Source organism: Bacillus sp. AFS059628 (assembly GCF_002571225.1).
In the GTDB taxonomy this organism is placed as follows: domain Bacteria; phylum Bacillota; class Bacilli; order Bacillales; family Bacillaceae_G; genus Bacillus_A.
Window position 1 is genome coordinate 1 of record NZ_NVEC01000117.1, and the last position, 17,669, is coordinate 17,669.

Here is a 17,669-nt window from a genome sequence, read left to right on the forward strand (position 1 = left end):
GATATATATAGAATTTTATATTAATTACAAAAGAAAGAAAAGATTTAATTTTCAGTTTTTAAATTTCACATCCTATTTATTACCATTCCCCTTAATTCGTCATAACATGAATTTTCTTCAAACAAAAAACTGAGGTGTTCTCTATACACCCCAGTTTTTTCGTTAACTTATTTCATTGAAGATAACCCTTCAACAAACTCACCAATCTTATTTTGAAAAACAAAATCAAAGTTATATTCTTGCCCTGTTGACTCTTCATTTACTAAAATTGTCGTTGCCCCGATTTCCCTCTTTGCAATTTGTGGGAATGAAGCGACAGGTTGTACTTTTAATGACGTGCCCATAACGATAAATACATCTGTCTCATATAAACGTGTTATCGCATTTTGATATTGCGGCAATGTATCTCCGTATAAAACAACGTCTGGATTTAAAATAAAATTACACTTCTGACAACGAGGCACTTCATGATCAATCATATACTGCAAATCATATCCCGCTTTACACTTCGGACAATGTGCTGTTTGAAGCGTTCCGTGTAAATCAATGACATGTTTACTACCGCCTAATTGATGTAAACCGTCAATATTTTGCGTTAAAATCGTAATATCTTTCCCTTGTTCTTCGAATTCAGCTAAAAAACGATGACCACGATTTGGTTTATATTGATGAAACGTATTAATTTGAAAGATTTCTTTATAATGCTTCCAAAATTCTTTTGGACTTCTATTATAATATCCTCTTGATAAATACATCTCCACATTCGCATCAGCATACAATCCATTTGCTGAACGGAAATCGGGAATGCCACTTTCCGTACTTGCCCCTGCCCCTGTTAACACTGTAATTTTCTTCGCTTTTTCTAAAATTGAACGTACTTCTTCAAATTGTTGCACAAAAATCACCTCTATGTATATTACTATACTTATTATACCAGTTGTTTACAGGAGGTGTTGTATGATTCGTTTTATTTAATGCGTCGTGCCACCAACTTCCACAATATCCACCTCAACTGTCGTCGTTACCTCAACTGCCAATTCTATTCCTTTACGAATAGTAGAAAGTGACATACTCGGTTGACCTGGATAGTTACTCGCTTGCTCTGGTAAGAACGGAATATGAATAAATCCGCCTTTTATTTCCTTATCACGTTTCACTAGTTCATGCATGAGACCGTAGAATAAGTGATTACAAACGAATGTACCTGCTATTTGTGAAACGGAAGCTGGTATGCCTTCTTCTTGAACTCTTTTTACAATTGCTTTCATCGGAAGCGTAGACCAATAGGCAGTTGGTCCTTCTTCTACAACCGGTACATCTACCGGCTGATTTCCTTCATTATCAGGAATTCTTGCATCATCAACGTTAATTGCGACACGCTCTACCGTAATATCTGGTCTGCCTCCAGCTTGTCCGATACATATAATTATTTCTGGGTTTAGTTCTTCTATATACTCTTTTAAAACTTGTATTGATTTATGAAACACAGTTGGTACTTGTTTACTAATAATCTTGTACTCTCCGATTGTTTTTTCATGTAAACCTTTTGCAACTTCCCAAGCTGGGTTAATGCTTTCTCCGCCGAACGGGTCGAACCCTGTTAGCAATACTGTTTTCATAGTTTTCCCTCCTAATTAGAAACGATATACAAGGCCGTACATAATAAACATATTTATGATAAAGATGGAAAGAGCAATTGGTACTTGTGCTTTAATAACTGCATTTTTATCTTTTAGCTCTAAAAGCATTGCCGGAACGATATTAAAGTTTGCTGCCATTGGAGTAAGCAATGTTCCGCAGTATCCAGCAAACATGCCAAGTGCCGCCATAATTGCCGGATTTCCTCCATGCATTTGTACAATTAAAGGTAAACCAATTCCGCCAGTAATAACGGCAAACGCTGCGAATGCATTTCCCATTACAACTGTGAAAAGCATCATGCCTAAACAATATGCCATTACAGCAACAAACGGATACTCTGTCGGTAATACTTGTCCAACTAAATCAGAAACGACTTGTCCAACGCCAGACTTCGCGAAAATACCGCCAAGTGCTGCTAACATTTGTGGTAAAATAACAGCCCAGCCGACAGCTTGTAATAGTCTGCTTCCCTCTTGAACAGGCGTTGTTATTTTCGATTTTGTAATACGCATCGCCGCAACGAATGCAAGTAATGCCCCAAGCGCTAATGCAACTAATGTTACTTTATCTGGATCAACAAGGGATACATTTCCCCATTTGATTTTCCCTAACGTTAATGTACCAATAATTGTAAAAACAGGAATTAATAGTGCCGGCATAAAAATTTTATTTTTTAATTTCTCCGCATGTTTCACACGTTCTTGTACTGGTACTTCTTTCTCCTCTGATTTTGTTACTTTGTTTAATGAAGCTAACACGACCATAGCGAGCACGATACAGCCAACGTAAAACGAAGGGATTACATTTCCGAATAAAAATGTAACTGCAAATAACGCCCAAAATAAGCTAGAGCCAAATCGATTTGGATGTTGACGGTCAAACGCAATACGAACCGCGATAAAGGCAACGATTATACCTAATACGTAATAAATTGTATCCATTGTAATGATATTCATCTTATATTGCCTCCTTCTCTTCTTTTTCTTTTGATGTCATCGTTTTTGCTATATATTTATCAAATCTTCTAAATCTGATCCAGCTTACGATAAGTGCTGATATTGCAGTTGGAATACCCCAAAGCGCCATATCCCACACACCGACATGCATACCTACCGAGTCGAAGAATCCTTTCATTAATAAAATTGCACCAGTCGCGATAAATATATCCTCTCCGAAAAACCATGCTGTATTTTCCGCCGCTGCTGCATTTGCTTTAATTTTTTCTCTTAACTTTTCAGGAAGCTTACCATATTTCCCTTGCGCAGCCCCTTCGGCCATCGGTGCAACGAGCGGTCTTACTGTTTGTGCATGACCACCAATGTTCAGTCCAAGTGCTGCTGATGATTCTCTTATTGTGAAATATGACATTAATACTCTTCCAGTTGTTGCACCTTTTGATTTCGTTATAAGTACTTCTGCTCTTTCTTTTAAACCGTAACGCTCTAAAATTCCGATGACCGGTAAAGTTAATATAATTGGCATAGACATATATCTATTTTCTATGAAAAATTTACCGAACATGCTAATGACATCATAAAAGCTTAATCCTGAAACCATACCAGTAACAATACCTGCAACCATAACTACTAAAAGTGTATTTAATCTAAATAAAAAGCCCACCGCAACAAGTAATATCCCGATTAATTTCACCAATTCCAACACTTCCCCTCATATTTTTACTTCGGTGCACAAATAGAAATGCCATTAAGTTCGAATGTTCTGTATATTCTCTCCGCAAATTGCACTGCTTTCTCTCCATCACCATGTAAACAGATTGTTTTCGCGTGAACTGCTACTTTCTCTCCGTTCACTGCGTTTACGTAGCCTTCTTTCACCATTTGAAGCACTTGCTTTATCGCTTCGTCTTCATTTTTTATAAGTGCATTTTCTTCCGTACGACTTGTTAATGTTCCATCTTGCTTATACGTCCGATCTGCAAAGGCCTCTTGTATAAGAGTTATATTATATTTTTCTGCAGCCGTTATAAACGCCTCACTATTTGCTAATCCGTAAAGTAATAGATTTGGATTGCTATGATAAATTGCCTTCGCAATTGCATCTGCAATTTCCGGATTAGTCGCCGCCATATTATATAGAGCACCGTGCGGTTTTACATGATGCATTTTCCCGCCACCTGCTTTCACAAATGCGTCTAATGCGCCAATTTGATACAATACATAGTCGTAAACTTCACTCTCTGAAACGTTCATATTTCTTCTTCCAAATCCAATTAAATCAGGAAAACCAGGATGTGCCCCTATTGCTACATTGTGCTGCAGTGCCTTTTCAACCGTTTTCCTCATTACAGTCGGATCACCCGCATGAAAACCACAAGCAACGTTTATAGAGGAAACAAACGGAAGAATTTCATCATCATTCCCCATTTTATAAGCGCCAAAACTTTCTCCTAAATCACAGTTTAAATCGATTGTCGTCACGATGTTACCCTCCTAATGTCAGCTTCGTAAAGCGATCAATTTCTTTAATAGATTCATATTTACTTCTTGTTCTATGTACAATTGTTCCGCTTCTTCCAGCGTAATGTTCTCAAATGAAACATAGTCACCTGGTTTTAACTGAGCAAGAAGAGGTAAATCTACTGAAATGATATTTCCCATTCTCGGATACCCGCCCGTCGTTTGCCTATCTGCCATTAATATAATTGGCTGTCCACCATTTGGCACTTGGATGGTCCCAAATGTAACGGGACTTGATAAAATCTCTTTTTCTTCCACTCTATTTAAAACTTCCCCCTCAACCCTATAACCCATACGGTCAGCATAATTAGATACCTTATACTCTTTCATAAAAAATGCCTTTCTACTTTCTTCTGTAAATTGATCATATTCAAAGTCAGCTATGACACGAAGCTTAGGATGTTTCTTATACTTTGGTAGTATGCTGTTGCTAATTGCCCATTTCTTTTTTATTCTCTCATCTTTTTGTAAGTCTTGAACAAAACGATTCGCCATTTCTGGTTGTACACCAATTTGGAAGTAGTCACCCTTTTTCAACATTCTTCCTTCTATACCGCCAATCGCAGCACGTATGTAAGTACTTTTGCTTCCCATCGTACGATCAATATGGATACCACCTGCAAAAGTCACATACGTTCTGCAACCACTTTTCACTTTTCCAAAGCAAAGCATACTACCTTCTTCTGCTAAGATGGGACGCCATAATGGAATACGCTCCCCATTCAGTAACGCTTCCATATCAGCTCCGCCAATCGCAAGTAAAGTCGTTTTCTTTATTAACAATTTAGGTCCCATAATTGTCATTTCAAGTGCCGCTTCATTCTCTTCATTACCAACTAACATATTGATCATCCGAAGTGCACTTTGATCCATCGCCCCGCCAACTGGTACACCGTATTGTTGATAATGAGTTCGCCCTAAATCCTGGACTGTTGTAAACATCCCTGCATGCAAAACTTCTACATCCATTCTTTGGCCCCCTCAAGTGATACGTACTCTTCCTTCGTTATTGGGATAAATCGTAAATACATACCGCTTTGAATATAGGTTGGTGTTTCTTCTTCCGGATTAAATAAGGAGATTGGTGTTCGGCCAATAATATTCCATCCACCCGGTGTTTCAAGTGGATAAATACCTGTCTGATTTCCGCCGATTCCTACCGAACCAGGAGAGATTTGTAACCGTGGTATTTCTTTTCTAGGTGTTTCTAGTTCTTTTGATAGTCCTCCTAAATAAGGGAATCCTGGTGTAAAACCTAACATATACACAAAGTACGTTGTTTCACTATGTATGCGAATGACATCTTCTACTTGTAAACCGTGATAATGTGCGACCTCTTCCAAATCAGGTCCATATTCTCCCCCGTAACAAACAGGTATAGAAATATGTTTCACATCTTGATGTAATTCTTCTTGATACGAATTACAAAGCTCCTGTATATACCGGCAAACGTAATGATATGATCCTTCACTTCTCGCATTTCGCTTCCATACTTCGTATACATTGTAGTAGACCGCTAATGAGGTGAAAGATGGTACACACTCAACCATTCCTACAAACGGATGCCGTCTCAACGCTCGAAACAATCGCTGCACTTTTTCGTATGTATCCATACCAATTTCTTCACCAAATGTAACAATAATTGCTTGATCCCCTAACGCAGAAAATTTCATCCCACTCCCTCTTTCTATGCCAAAAAGCCGAGTTCTTTCGAAATGCGACGTGCTGTTTCTTTCACTTTCGCAATAAAATATGCAATATTACTTTCGTTATACTCAATTGCTAATCCCGAAATACTAATGCCTGCTACAACGGTTCCATCGCTTGCGAAAACGGGCGCTGCTATAGCCGCTGTATGATTTTCTAACTCAGAGTAGCTAATTGTGTGCCCTTCCTTTTTTGCCATTTGTAACACTTCTAGCAATTGCTCCTTATCCACGATTGTTCCATCTGCAAACTGTTTTAAATCCGTTTCCTCTATGTAATTCTGTTTCTCTTGCTCTGAAAAATACGATAGCAATATTCTCGGACATGCACCCGCATAAAGCGGCGCTCTTCTTCCAACCGCCGTATACACGCGTACAGGCTGAACACCTTCCATCTTTTCCACATAAATCGCATCATTACCATCTTGAATAATTAAATTAACTGCCTGCCCTAAACTATCTCTAAGCTCTTTCATATACGGAATCGCAATATTTCTTACTGATAATCTTTGCGAAACAAGTTGACCAAATCGTAAAAAAACGACTCCGAGTCGATATTTCCCCTTCTCATTTTTTTGTAAAAACTCCATTTCTTCTAACGAGCCAAGTAAACGATAAACAGATGTTTTCGGCATACTCGTTAGCTGAACCATCTCTGTTAAACTTAGCTCTTCATGCTCATAAAACAACTCTAAAATATCCATTGTCTTAACTGCCGTTTTATTTATACTCATTCTATCTTCCTCTCGTTCCGAATTTCGGAACTTAAATTCCATTTTTCGAAACAAATATATAATTTAAAATTATAAAATATTCTTTCAATTCTATCAACAAAAAAAGTATGGAAGATTATTTCTTCCATACTTTTTTTTATAATGCTCTTACTTGTTTCAACGGCCAGAAAACAGCTTGTCCTTTTCCGACAATTTCATCTTCTGAAATGAATCCGAACATACGACCGTCTTTCGAAACTTCACGATTATCTCCTAAAACAAACACTTGGCCTTCTGGCACTTTCGTTTTTCCTGTAATTTGTTCTAACGTAAAGTCTGGAGTTAATACACGGCCTGCTGCTTTTTCTTTAAACTCTTTTAAATATGGTTCTTCCATCGCTTTTCCGTTTACATATAACACATCATTTTTATACTCAACTGTATCGCCTGGTAAACCAATTACTCGTTTTACTAAATCGTATCCTTCTTTTCCGTGGAAGACGATAATATCAAAGCGATCTAATCCACTTATACTATAACCAATCTTATTCACGAGAACTCGTTCGTTATTTTCTAAAGTAGGCATCATCGATTCACCTTGTACTAATGAAGGTGTAAATAAAACACCTCGAATAATAACGATTAATACAAGGGTAAACCCTATCGTTTTAGCCCATGAGAATAATTCTTTCTTCGTATTTTCCTTCATCGTTTCTCCTCTTTCTTTATTATTTATTGTATGATTTGAACTAATTCTTGTACGAAATTAAGATCAATGTCAGAAAAACATGATTTCCCTTCTCTTACCGCTGTACCGACATGCGCTTGCGTGATTCCAGTTTCATCTAGTAATTGCTTTATATTTTCTTTCGTTACTCCAGCTCCAACTACAAGTTGAATATGACCATCGCTTACCTTTTGCATTTCTGTAAGTACCGGAATATTCTCTACTATATTTCCTTGTCCACCTGAAGTTAAAACGTGAGTCACTTTATGAAACTTCTTTAAAATTCTCATCGCTTCTACCGGATTTTTTATATCATCTATCGCACGGTGGTACGTTACATTTATCCCATCTACAACAGATAGTAAATCTGCTAATTTCTTTTCATCCACTTCATTTTGTTCGTTTAATATACCTAATACAACACCAGCTGCACCTAACTTCTGTGCAATGATAATATCTTCCTTCATCATTTCAATTTCTTCTTCCGTATATATAAAAGACTTCGCATGCGGGCGAATCATAACGTGAATCGGTATATGTACTGCTTCTACCGCTTTTTTAATAAATGCATAACTCGGCGTTAAACCGCCCTCTGTATAAGATGAAATTAATTCAATTCGCTTCCCGCCAGCTCGTTCAATTCGTTTCACATCTTCTAAACATGTTGCAATAACCTCTAGCATGAGATGACCTCTTTTCGTGCTTTTTTCTTATTATACAGTAGGTGAAATAAGAAGCATAGCATTCTCCTATAAAACTATAAAAAGAAGGATGAAAAGAAAGATTTTTTTAACTACTAACATCTATTAGTGATTTTATATTCTACAAAAAAGGAGTAACCCCTAGAATTTTTAACTAGGTGTCACTCCTTTTTATTTTAGTTATTTTTTTTAGTTACTTCATTATAATAGTGGCTAAATGCTTCTACTAATGCATCAACGGAAGCATATAATTCTTCTGGTGTATTATCTACCCCTCCCATTTCAATCAATAATGCATTAGGAGAAAGGTCTTGATTATATACTCCGTTCCCGCTTTTACGATCTTTAATAAAAATGCCTCGGCTTAAACCGTAATACTTTTCATCTAAATATGAATTGATTGCCGTTACTATTTTTTTATTTTTTTCATAATTAGGATTTTCCCGTCCTAAAATGAAATAGAGCCGAGCATAATTCTTTCCGTTAATATTTTTTGTTGTAGTATTTTTTCGTGCATCATCTCTATGGAGGTCCATTGGGAACATAATATTTTTATCTTGCGTTAATTTATCTTGTAATATTTGACGGGACCCTTTATAAGATTGGGCCCAATTTAAATTTTTATTTCGCAGAAAATCCCTCATATTTGTCGTATCATGCGAAACACCTATTCCTTTTTCTTCTAATTTTTGTTTTAAATAGTTTCCAACAAATGTAATATTAACTTCATTATTTGTACTGGAAGCATCATCGGGTACAGTAGCACCTGGAATAAGAGGAATAAACGATTCCCAACTATGTGTATGATAAATAAAAACTTTATTTTCACTGTTATTTTGTGTATTTGAATTTTTATCAGTAGAATTGTTTTCTTTCTGACTCTTTGGGTGTTCAATAGCAGTACCTTTATCTTTAATTTTATCTAAAGGAATACTAGATTCTTCAGGAATGTTCGTATAATCTGTTCCTTCCCCAGCAATTAATATTTCCGAATAAAATTGATTCATATTAGGAAGTTCCCGGGTTAATAAACTTCGGAGATCATTTACATTAATGTTTGTAGAAAGTGAAAGTAAAAAAGATTCTAAAGACGTTCGTCCTTTTTCTTTATGAAATTCTTCTGCAAAATAACGATTTTCACTTCCTATCATATACATAAGACCTTTAGTAGAATTCGTTCCTAATAACTGATTCATATAATATGATTTAAATACGCTAGAATTACTAGAAATGACGAATGAAGTGAGGATACATATAATCGTGAATAAAATACATACCACTACATATCTTACATTCAATACTTTCAGTTTCACTTTATTCATTTTATATCTCCCTTCATTTACTATATTCTTACGCATAATTTTTAAGTAATATGATTACTAATTTAATAGAATTGCCTCAAAAATTTTAAAAGAAATGAAATAACCTGAGTCTATATAAATATAGTACTCAGGTTATTTCATGCCGTTTACTTGACAGGAGGCATTGCATTTTGATGGACTTTTTTATTTTCCATGTCAATGCCTAATTGGTCTTTCAAGAACTTCATACCTTTTTTTGTAAGATGAACAGCCCGATTCTTATCTGTTTTTGTAATCCATTCCTGTTCAAAAAATAATTTTGCTATTGCAGATCCTAACCAACCAGAAATATGGTAGCGTCGTTCACTCCAATCAAGACAAGGTTTTGCAAATATTCTCCTTTTTATATCTGCCGTTTCAATATTTATTCCAAAATTCAGAAACCAGTGCTTCCCCCGTTCTGTTACAATGTATTCTCCTTTCTCTAAAATAATAAATTCCTTATCTAATAATTTTTCGGTTATCTCTACACCGAGTCTGCCTGCAAGATGATCATAGCAAGTTCGAGCATAACGAATTTGTTTTAGTTGATCCGATTGTTTTAAAGACCGAACTTGGACTGTTGGTGCAATTGTTCCTAACTTTTCAAGAACCTCTGCTACCTCTTGATTAGCAAGTCGATAGTAACGATGTCTACCATGTTGTTCAACTGTAAGTAGATTCCCCTCTACTAATTTAGAAAGGTGAGAACTAATCGTTGGATGTGACACCTTTGCCATATAAGCTAATTCGCTGGCAGGTAGTGCCTGATTATTCATTAAACAATCTAAGATAATTGCTCTTGTAGGTTCAGCAATTAGTTTAGCTATATATGAGATATTCGGATATACATTCATATTTCGATGATACCCTAACTATTAAACTGATACAATTATTTTAAGTTTAATAGTAAAGGAGAATGTATTATGAATGCAATTGAACTTAGTATATTAAATTTGAAAGAAACGAGAAGGCGCTCAGAAAAATTATGGAATTCTCTTCCCGATAATTTTCTTAATTGGAAGCCTGATCATGAGGCCATGTCCTTTGGTGAGATGATTCGTCATGTTTGGACCTCAACTTTTTACTATCATATGATTTTAAAAAACAACGGCTCAATACATGATATACATTTCCCGTATGATGACGAGCCAATTACTTGTGTAAAAAAAGAAATTGAATTGGCACAAGTATACTTTACTGACTTCATAAAATATGTTCAATCCATAAGCATAGCTGAGCTAGATTCAACCCTTATTGATCGAAGCGATGTTGGCTATGAAAGATATTTAGGCGACATGCTATTACGAATTGCCTATCATGATGCGGTTCATGCAGGTCAATTTTTACAATATTTACGAATGGTAAACTTGGAAAGACCTTTAATTTGGGATTAGTTATGACAAATGTTTACAACGCTTCATTTTAAACTAATATATTAAACACATAAAAAGCACGTGTTTGATTACTACTCAAACACGTGCTTTCAAAACAACTATATTACCCATAAACAATAAAATGTAAGCATTAAAAACTACGACCGAAACGCCGCATCCGCCAACATAGACAGTGTTGCATCATCCATCGGCGGATTGTGTAATCCTGCTCTGACGTTTAAATAGTAGCGATGAAGCGGATTTTTTTCTGATAAACTTTTTGCCCCTACGATGCGCATTGCTTTATCTACAATTGATATTACCGCATTCGTTACAGCATATTTCACTGCTGCTAATTCCGCTTGCAGTGATAGTTTATCTTCTGCCTCATCGTACTTTTTCGCAATTTGATATAAAAAGACGCGAGCTTGCATAAGCTCAAGTTCTAATTCTCCAACTAATCTTCTAACATTCGGCAATAAACTAATAGAATGATTTAAACTATTTGGTTTGTATGATTCCGCAAATTGAACTGCATAATTTCTTGCTGCTTGTGCAATTCCTAAATAACATGCTGGAATATGTAGCAACCAGCCAATACCCTTTTGTTTCACTTTTCCGCCCTTTATATCTGTAAAAAAGCGGTTTTCTATCTCCGCATTTTGTAAGACAAGGTCGTGACTAGCGGTTCCTCGCATCGCAACGCTATCCCACGTTTCTTCAATGGATACACCGAGTGTATTTCTTGGAATAACAAACTCACCAACTTCATCTCGGCCTTCCATACTCGCTGAAATAATAAAATAATCAAGTATTGGCGCCATCGTTGTAAAGGTTTTCCTTCCGTTTATAACCCACTTCTCGCCTTGTTGAACCGCTATTGTTTCTGGTTTGCCGCCACGTGTCGGACTCCCTGTCTTTGGTTCTGTTGCTGCCCTGTTAAAGAGTGCACCGTTACGCACTTCTTCGCAAAACCATTTGAACATCTCATCATTCCAAGAGCGATTTTCCGCTAGCTCTTTCACAATGCCAAGATGCCAGCCAATCGATAATGCAGTAGCTCCGCAGCCCTCCGCGATTTTCTCTTGAAATAAAACGAAGTCATATAAAGAAATCTCACTACCACCAAATTCCTTCGGTAACGTTAATTTCGTATATCCGATATCTTTCAAATCACTTATATTTTCATACGGAAATGATCCTAATTCACTTAGTTGATGCTCCCTTTCCATGAACTTCGGAATCAATTTATTTATTTGTGTAATAATGAAAGATTGTTCTTCTGTTTCAACAAATGAGAGTGCCATACTATAATCTCCTTTATGTTCGATTCATCAACCGCTCACTTTTTCATTATGATTATATGAAGCTACCTCTCTATTGTTTCACTATTCCGATAAAAATACAATGTTTTTGACTAATAAGAAAAGTTCCTATTTAAAGATAGGTTCTTTTCTTATGTTAGTCTCCCTTCAACGCCTTTAATGGCAAAGAGGTTACATATCCAATATACGAGAATAATTCTTTAAAGAAGAATGGAATTTCTGTGTCTAACGTTTTATAAGCTGATGTCGGTGTTGGTGAAGCATACGCTTCAATATTAATATGTTTTGCGATTCTCATTGCGCGTTTCATATGAAGTGGATCACTTACAATCGTGTATGTGCGTATTCCGTTCTCTATTCCAACTTCCTTCGCATTCTTTAAGTTTTCTTCCGTGAAAAGGGATTTTGTTTCAATTAAAATATCTTCGTCTTTTACACCTTGTTTCATTGCATATACTCTTGCAGTACGCGCTTCCTCAAGTTCTGCCTCAAACTTTGTACCACCCGTAAAAATAATCTTTTTAATGTTTCCGTTCTTATATAAAGAAATCGCATGATTAATTCTTTCTTTAAATACAGGGGATGGTTTTCCGTTCCAAGAAGCCGCTCCTAGTACGATACCAGCATCCGTTTTCACACTATCATCTGTTTTAAAACGATAGCTCCAAATGTCGTAAGCTGCATAACTTACATATAAAATAGCAGAACAAATCATTAGTAAAAATACTTGAAAGATTCGTCTTTTCTTACTTTTCTTATTTTCTTTCATTTGTAATTGCCTCCGTACATCATCCATACTTCTATAAAAAACATTTATATCAAATCGTTTTGTTTGAGTTTATTTAAAAGAAGGAACTTTACTTGTTATTTATGTATAAAAGGGTTTTCATTTAAAATTGAGGATTATCAATTCATTTTCATTTGCGGTTTTCATTACATGTTTTAAATTCATAAGTTTATTACCATACAACTACATTGTAACGAATTTTTTCTCAGAAGGGAACGATGAAACAAAAGTAATTAAAATAAAGTAGCATTTTGTAAGAAAAAAGGTATATTTTTCATGTATTACGAACAATATACCTTTCAAAACACGAATTATAACTTTTCTTTATACAATTCTAATTTTTCCAACAAACGAGCTTTCACTACTGGCCATTCGCTTGCAATAATACTATACACAACCGCATCTCTCACATGACCGTTTGGCAATTTTCTTTCATTTCTAAGCACGCCCTCTTTAACTGCTCCTAAACGTTCAATTGCTCGTTGTGCTTTTTCATTTCTTGCATCCGTCTTAATTTGTACTCTCAACATATGCAATTTTTCAAAAGCATACTGAAGAAGCATATACTTACACTCTGTATTGATACTCGTACGTTGCACACTTGGATGATACCACGTTTGTCCTAATTCGACTGTTTTATCTTCTACTGAAATATTATATAAACGTGTACTTCCTACAATTGTATTCGTCTGTTGATCCACTACAACGAAAGGTGTTTCATTACCCCTTCCGTAACCCTTTATCGCTTTTTGCACGTATTGCTGCATATCTTGAACACTATCCATTTTAGAGATTAAATACGCCCAAATATCACGATTTCCTTCTACAATCGAAAACAAAGTTTCGACATCATCACTATCTATTAACCGTAACTGTGCTCTTCCGTGAATGATTTCCATTTGAAAGCCCCCTTTGTTGTTACTATATCATATGAAATAAAAACGTTTTATAATAATAACAGAATGTATTCGAAAAGGAAAAATTTAATAATTCCCAATAAATGCTATATAATGATAAGTCGGGAGGGGATAAAAATGCTAGATCAAATTACTTGGGGAACGCCAGGCAGCTTATTATGCTTAGGATTCTTTTTTGCAGGATTAGGAATCTTCTTAAGAAGCATGACGTCATATTCAAAAAATAAATAAAAGCATCCCAAAAACAGAAAATAGTATATTTTCATGTTTTTGGATATTTGATTTTCTTAGCTTGATAGCGATATGGGAATACCTCGCTTTTAAACAAAAGAAGCCTTTCTTTTACAGAAGGCTTCTTTTGTTATAGATTTATCTTATTAAAACTTTAAAGCAACAAATAAGCAATCGGAGTAATAATAAGTAACGTTAATATCGTTCTTTGTAAGTAGAGAATTATAAGTTCCGATACTTTTAACGGAATGTCCGTTGATAAAATACAAGGAATGGAAGCTGAGAAAAACAATATAGATGATACCGAAACAACCGCAATGACAAACTTTGTCACAAGTGGTGCACTTACAACTAAAAGAGAAGGTAAAAACATTTCTGCGATACCAACAGATACGGCTTTAGCAGCTAGTTCTGCTTCTGGAAGCTGTAAAGCCCACGTAAATGGATAAAAAATATAACTGATCCAATCAAATATTGGTGTGAATTTCGCTAAGACGATACCGATTAACCCTACCGACATAATGGATGGTAAAATTCCCATCGTCATAATAAAACCATCTTTTAAATTCAATGCGATATTTTTCATAATACTCGGTGCAGATTTCGATACTTCTAGCGCGTCTTCCCATGCGCGTTCTAACATTTTCTCTTTATAAACGGGCTCTGGGAACCCTTCTTCTGTTACATATGTATCTGGTTTTCTACTAAGAGGCGGGAGTCTTACGGTGATAGCAGTTACGATGAATGTTACAACGAGAGTAGTCCAAAAATAAACATTCCATAAATGCATAATGTCTAATGTTTTTGCGATGATGATCATAAATGTTGCGGATACTGTAGAAAAGCCTGTAGCGATAATCGCTGCTTCTTTTGTCGTATACTTACCTTCTTTATACACGCGATTTGTAATTAATAAAGCCAATGAATAACTCCCCACAAAAGAAGCAACCGCATCGATTGCTGATCGTCCTGGTGTTTTCCATAACGGTCTCATAATTGGACGGCAAAACGTACCGATAAATTCAAGTAATCCGTACCCGACTAATAACGCTAAAAAAGCCGAGCCAATTGGAACGAGTAAACTTACCGATATGACTAGTTTTTCATACAAAAACGGTCCTACATCTTGTGCAAAGAACCACGCTGGCCCTACTTTCAAGCAATATAATACACCAAAGACAACGCCAACTACTTTTAAAATAGAAAAACAAATGTCTACGAGAGATGCATTCCATTTTTTCGTATAAAACGGATAAATCGCACCCATTATCATAACGAGTAGTGCATAATAAGGTACGACGCTCGGAACCGAAGTCCTGATCCATGATACGATATGATCAATCATAATGGACGAAGCACCGTTTATCGTAACTGGTACGAAAAACATAAACACCCCAACTAGACTAGCGAGTATAAACCGAAGAATGATCCTCTTCTCACTCCCTGTCTTAATTACATTCCTTTTTAATTCAATTTCACTCAAAATTTGACACCCCTATTATCTAAATATTCTGTATAATTATATTAGATTCCTTCTTTCAGTTTCTAATATTTCATCATATGAAAAAGCCTATTTTAAAATAGGCTTTTTCTACTACCTCTGATAATCATCCACAATCACTTGAATAACACGATACGATTCTTCTGCAACTGCCTTATCACTAGTCTTATTCGCATCATATGTAATTAACGCTTTCCAAAGTGCCCATCCTCTTGCTCTATTCCACGTTTCTTCATCTACTTGCAATACTTCTTTAAATACGTTTCTACTACTTTTATCAAAAAATGTCCATGCCATCGCCGCATCACAAGCTGGATCACCTACTCCTAAAATACCAAAATCAATTACGGCACAAAGCTTTCCGTCCTTAACGAGTAAGTTTCCAGGTGCAACATCTCCATGAACCCAAACCGGTTTACGCTCCCACGTTGACTGAAGGGCTAGATCCCAAAGATGCTTTAATACAGTTTCATCAAAAACGTCCTTATTATTTTCGATAGCATCCCTCGCCTCTTCATCATATACAGATATAAGCCCGCCTCGGTAAAAATTATGTGCTCCAGCTATTGGGCCGTTACTCACATCAATGGCTTGCAATTCCACTAAGAATGATCCTAAATCCGCCGCAAATTCATTTAGGTCACGAACATTTTGTTTCGTAACAGTATCTCCTTCTATCCACTTATTAATAGACCAAGGCAATGGATACTCTTCAGATGGATTTCCTTTTGCAACTGGTGCAGAAATCGGTAAAGAAAGTTCCTTACTTAATACAGGTAGCCACTTATTTTCTTTCTCTACTTGCGGTGCATATGCCGCATCACTTGGCAATCTTACACTCATCTCATCCCCTAGATGAAACGTTCTATTATCATGCCCACTAAACTTTACAGGTTTCACTTCTAAATGTGCCCATTCAGGAAATTGTTCCCCTATCAATCTTTTAACTAAATCCGTATGAATTTGATTCATCCACTTACCCCCTTCTCTTTTGAAACTTACTAAGTCCTTCTGTACTTCCAACATATTCAAAGCCATTTCTCTTATAAAAATCATTCAACGTACGATTATGCCCAACACAATCTAGTTTCAAAAACTCTTTGTCACAGTACACATTCTCGTCTATCCATTGTAAAATCCACTCTCCGATTCCATTCCCCTTATATTTCCGTTTCACCGCAAATCTATGAATATATAAAGAATCAGCAACTTCCGCCTTACCAAAAATACGCTCATCCCATTCATTTTGTTTAGGAGATGCTGTAACCGTACCGACAATTTCATCTCCTTTCGTAACCACATATGTATATTTCTCTCTTATACCTTCTAATATTTCAGCCTTAGCTTCTCCGCCTAATAGATACTGCCACTGATCCACTTCTTTATGTTGTAGCCACTCTGCTACTTCTTTTAATAGAGTGATTATGCTATCGCCTTCCTCTTCAATAGCAGTTCGAATTGTATATTCTTTAACTGTGTTTCTCTCCATATTGCTGTTCCCCTTTCAAATTACTATCATACTGATAAACGCGTTCTACCGTCATTTTCGTCTGTAACGTATTCAACATAATAACCTTGATTCCTTGCGTTTTCATACATCAATTCAATCTTTTTTGATCTTTAGCGTAAATTGTGACGTATGTACAATCCGCAACTAGTAAAACTAATTCACACTTACTCTCTTTAAATTCTTCATATGTCTCAATATCTACTACTTCCTCTCCTTTTGAATACGCTTTTAAATCTGCAAAAATAACATAATATATATTGTCTTTAAATAATATTTTCAAATCTGATCCTTCCACTATACTTGGTTCTTCTGGAAATAATGCCTCATCCAATCCACCACGTGCTATTAGATATAACTCCTCACTCCCTACCCACCAATCATATGAAGAAATATCAATTGGCTTTAACACTTTCCAAAGTAAATTATCATATTCATTTAGAATATCTACTGTAATTCCTCTTTTCATTTATTTGCTCCTAGCTTATTTATTTTCGTTTTCATTTCATACATTATATACCAAATTCAATTACCATATTTTGTCGATATCTATGTAACTTTTTTTCACCGCGAAAAAAAAAAACGTCCCACTACTTATGAAACGGTTTCTTTATACTTATATTTAAGTTTTTCATGCAATTGTTGCACTGCGCTTTAAAATAAAGTGAAACTTTAATCAGTGGGGAGCTTTCTTCATCCTCCACTGATTATTAGCCCTCA

Annotated in this window: 19 protein-coding genes and 1 pseudogene; 1 reads left to right on the forward strand and 19 read right to left on the reverse strand. The window is 35.8% G+C overall.

Features of this window, described 5'->3' with window-relative positions:
• Nucleotides 1–167 precede the first annotated feature (167 nt).
• From COL05_RS29290 to COL05_RS29345, 12 genes are all read right to left on the reverse strand, one after another.
• Nucleotides 168–896: an NAD-dependent protein deacylase gene (locus tag COL05_RS29290; protein WP_071759087.1), complete on the reverse strand. Its 729-nt coding sequence runs from the start codon at nucleotides 894–896 to the stop codon at nucleotides 168–170.
• A 75-nt stretch (nucleotides 897–971) separates the two neighbouring features.
• Nucleotides 972–1,619 (reverse strand): pyroglutamyl-peptidase I, encoded by a 648-nt coding sequence (gene pcp, locus COL05_RS29295; protein WP_098671154.1) that lies wholly within the window; start codon nucleotides 1,617–1,619, stop codon nucleotides 972–974.
• Between the two features lie 15 nt (nucleotides 1,620–1,634).
• The gene (locus tag COL05_RS29300; RefSeq protein ID WP_098671155.1) at nucleotides 1,635–2,597 is read right to left on the reverse strand and encodes a DUF979 domain-containing protein; all 963 of its coding nucleotides are present in this window, start codon (nucleotides 2,595–2,597) and stop codon (nucleotides 1,635–1,637) included.
• A gap of 1 nt (nucleotide 2,598) precedes the next feature.
• Nucleotides 2,599–3,294 (reverse strand): DUF969 domain-containing protein, encoded by a 696-nt coding sequence (locus COL05_RS29305; protein WP_142337722.1) that lies wholly within the window; start codon nucleotides 3,292–3,294, stop codon nucleotides 2,599–2,601.
• 23 nt (nucleotides 3,295–3,317) lie between these two features.
• Nucleotides 3,318–4,079 carry a 5-oxoprolinase subunit PxpA gene (gene pxpA / locus COL05_RS29310; protein ID WP_098671157.1) on the reverse strand — a complete coding sequence of 254 codons (762 nt, stop codon included), beginning with the start codon at nucleotides 4,077–4,079 and terminating at the stop codon, nucleotides 3,318–3,320.
• Nucleotides 4,080–4,097: 18 nt separating this feature from the next.
• The gene (locus COL05_RS29315; RefSeq protein WP_098671158.1) at nucleotides 4,098–5,087 is read right to left on the reverse strand and encodes a 5-oxoprolinase subunit C family protein; all 990 of its coding nucleotides are present in this window, start codon (nucleotides 5,085–5,087) and stop codon (nucleotides 4,098–4,100) included.
• Nucleotides 5,078–5,791 (reverse strand): 5-oxoprolinase subunit PxpB, encoded by a 714-nt coding sequence (gene pxpB / locus COL05_RS29320; protein WP_098671159.1) that lies wholly within the window; start codon nucleotides 5,789–5,791, stop codon nucleotides 5,078–5,080. Before pxpB ends, COL05_RS29315 begins: the two co-directional genes overlap by 10 nt.
• A gap of 14 nt (nucleotides 5,792–5,805) precedes the next feature.
• The gene (locus tag COL05_RS29325) at nucleotides 5,806–6,558 is read right to left on the reverse strand and encodes an IclR family transcriptional regulator (RefSeq protein ID WP_098671160.1); all 753 of its coding nucleotides are present in this window, start codon (nucleotides 6,556–6,558) and stop codon (nucleotides 5,806–5,808) included.
• Between the two features lie 136 nt (nucleotides 6,559–6,694).
• Nucleotides 6,695–7,246 (reverse strand): signal peptidase I, encoded by a 552-nt coding sequence (lepB, locus tag COL05_RS29330; protein ID WP_098671161.1) that lies wholly within the window; start codon nucleotides 7,244–7,246, stop codon nucleotides 6,695–6,697.
• Nucleotides 7,247–7,269: 23 nt separating this feature from the next.
• On the reverse strand, nucleotides 7,270–7,947 hold the full coding sequence (locus tag COL05_RS29335; protein ID WP_098671162.1) for a copper homeostasis protein CutC: 678 nt from the start codon (nucleotides 7,945–7,947) through the stop codon (nucleotides 7,270–7,272).
• 194 nt (nucleotides 7,948–8,141) lie between these two features.
• Complete coding sequence (locus COL05_RS29340) at nucleotides 8,142–9,287, reverse strand: stage II sporulation protein P (RefSeq protein ID WP_098671163.1); 1,146 nt, start codon at nucleotides 9,285–9,287, stop codon at nucleotides 8,142–8,144.
• A gap of 146 nt (nucleotides 9,288–9,433) precedes the next feature.
• Nucleotides 9,434–10,162 (reverse strand): ArsR/SmtB family transcription factor, encoded by a 729-nt coding sequence (locus COL05_RS29345; protein WP_098671164.1) that lies wholly within the window; start codon nucleotides 10,160–10,162, stop codon nucleotides 9,434–9,436.
• Between the two features lie 69 nt (nucleotides 10,163–10,231).
• On the opposite strand from COL05_RS29345, the gene COL05_RS29350 reads away from it, so the two are divergent.
• Entirely contained in the window at nucleotides 10,232–10,702 is a 471-nt protein-coding gene (locus COL05_RS29350; RefSeq protein ID WP_098671165.1) for a DinB family protein, read from the forward strand.
• Nucleotides 10,703–10,839: 137 nt separating this feature from the next.
• On the opposite strand, the gene COL05_RS29355 is transcribed toward COL05_RS29350, so the two are convergent.
• From COL05_RS29355 to COL05_RS29385, 7 genes and pseudogenes are all read right to left on the reverse strand, one after another.
• The gene (locus COL05_RS29355; protein WP_098671166.1) at nucleotides 10,840–11,988 is read right to left on the reverse strand and encodes an acyl-CoA dehydrogenase family protein; all 1,149 of its coding nucleotides are present in this window, start codon (nucleotides 11,986–11,988) and stop codon (nucleotides 10,840–10,842) included.
• Nucleotides 11,989–12,142: 154 nt separating this feature from the next.
• The gene (locus tag COL05_RS29360; protein ID WP_016717896.1) at nucleotides 12,143–12,775 is read right to left on the reverse strand and encodes a YdcF family protein; all 633 of its coding nucleotides are present in this window, start codon (nucleotides 12,773–12,775) and stop codon (nucleotides 12,143–12,145) included.
• A 329-nt stretch (nucleotides 12,776–13,104) separates the two neighbouring features.
• On the reverse strand, nucleotides 13,105–13,692 hold the full coding sequence (locus COL05_RS29365; protein ID WP_098671167.1) for a GNAT family N-acetyltransferase: 588 nt from the start codon (nucleotides 13,690–13,692) through the stop codon (nucleotides 13,105–13,107).
• A 403-nt stretch (nucleotides 13,693–14,095) separates the two neighbouring features.
• A complete protein-coding gene (locus tag COL05_RS29370) occupies nucleotides 14,096–15,424 on the reverse strand; it encodes a YjiH family protein (RefSeq protein WP_098671168.1) in 1,329 nt (442 codons plus the stop codon).
• 111 nt (nucleotides 15,425–15,535) lie between these two features.
• Nucleotides 15,536–16,414 (reverse strand): aminoglycoside phosphotransferase family protein, encoded by an 879-nt coding sequence (locus tag COL05_RS29375; protein ID WP_098671169.1) that lies wholly within the window; start codon nucleotides 16,412–16,414, stop codon nucleotides 15,536–15,538.
• Nucleotides 16,415–16,418: 4 nt separating this feature from the next.
• On the reverse strand, nucleotides 16,419–16,931 hold the full coding sequence (locus COL05_RS29380) for a GNAT family N-acetyltransferase (protein ID WP_098671170.1): 513 nt from the start codon (nucleotides 16,929–16,931) through the stop codon (nucleotides 16,419–16,421).
• A 26-nt stretch (nucleotides 16,932–16,957) separates the two neighbouring features.
• A pseudogene (locus COL05_RS29385) lies at nucleotides 16,958–17,418 on the reverse strand (DUF2691 family protein).
• Nucleotides 17,419–17,669: the final 251 nt, after the last annotated feature.

Coding starts and splice junctions, on each gene's coding strand:
- pcp (WP_098671154.1), bottom strand. CDS start 1,619: ATGAAAACAGTATTGCTAACAGGGTTCGACCCGTTCGGCGGAGAAAGC.
- COL05_RS29300 (WP_098671155.1), bottom strand. CDS start 2,597: ATGAATATCATTACAATGGATACAATTTATTACGTATTAGGTATAATC.
- COL05_RS29315 (WP_098671158.1), bottom strand. CDS start 5,087: ATGGATGTAGAAGTTTTGCATGCAGGGATGTTTACAACAGTCCAGGAT.
- pxpB (WP_098671159.1), bottom strand. CDS start 5,791: ATGAAATTTTCTGCGTTAGGGGATCAAGCAATTATTGTTACATTTGGT.
- COL05_RS29325 (WP_098671160.1), bottom strand. CDS start 6,558: ATGAGTATAAATAAAACGGCAGTTAAGACAATGGATATTTTAGAGTTG.
- lepB (WP_098671161.1), bottom strand. CDS start 7,246: ATGAAGGAAAATACGAAGAAAGAATTATTCTCATGGGCTAAAACGATA.
- COL05_RS29335 (WP_098671162.1), bottom strand. CDS start 7,947: ATGCTAGAGGTTATTGCAACATGTTTAGAAGATGTGAAACGAATTGAA.
- COL05_RS29340 (WP_098671163.1), bottom strand. CDS start 9,287: ATGAATAAAGTGAAACTGAAAGTATTGAATGTAAGATATGTAGTGGTA.
- COL05_RS29345 (WP_098671164.1), bottom strand. CDS start 10,162: ATGAATGTATATCCGAATATCTCATATATAGCTAAACTAATTGCTGAA.
- COL05_RS29350 (WP_098671165.1), top strand. CDS start 10,232: ATGAATGCAATTGAACTTAGTATATTAAATTTGAAAGAAACGAGAAGG.
- COL05_RS29355 (WP_098671166.1), bottom strand. CDS start 11,988: ATGGCACTCTCATTTGTTGAAACAGAAGAACAATCTTTCATTATTACA.
- COL05_RS29360 (WP_016717896.1), bottom strand. CDS start 12,775: ATGAAAGAAAATAAGAAAAGTAAGAAAAGACGAATCTTTCAAGTATTT.
- COL05_RS29365 (WP_098671167.1), bottom strand. CDS start 13,692: ATGGAAATCATTCACGGAAGAGCACAGTTACGGTTAATAGATAGTGAT.
- COL05_RS29375 (WP_098671169.1), bottom strand. CDS start 16,414: ATGAATCAAATTCATACGGATTTAGTTAAAAGATTGATAGGGGAACAA.
- COL05_RS29380 (WP_098671170.1), bottom strand. CDS start 16,931: ATGGAGAGAAACACAGTTAAAGAATATACAATTCGAACTGCTATTGAA.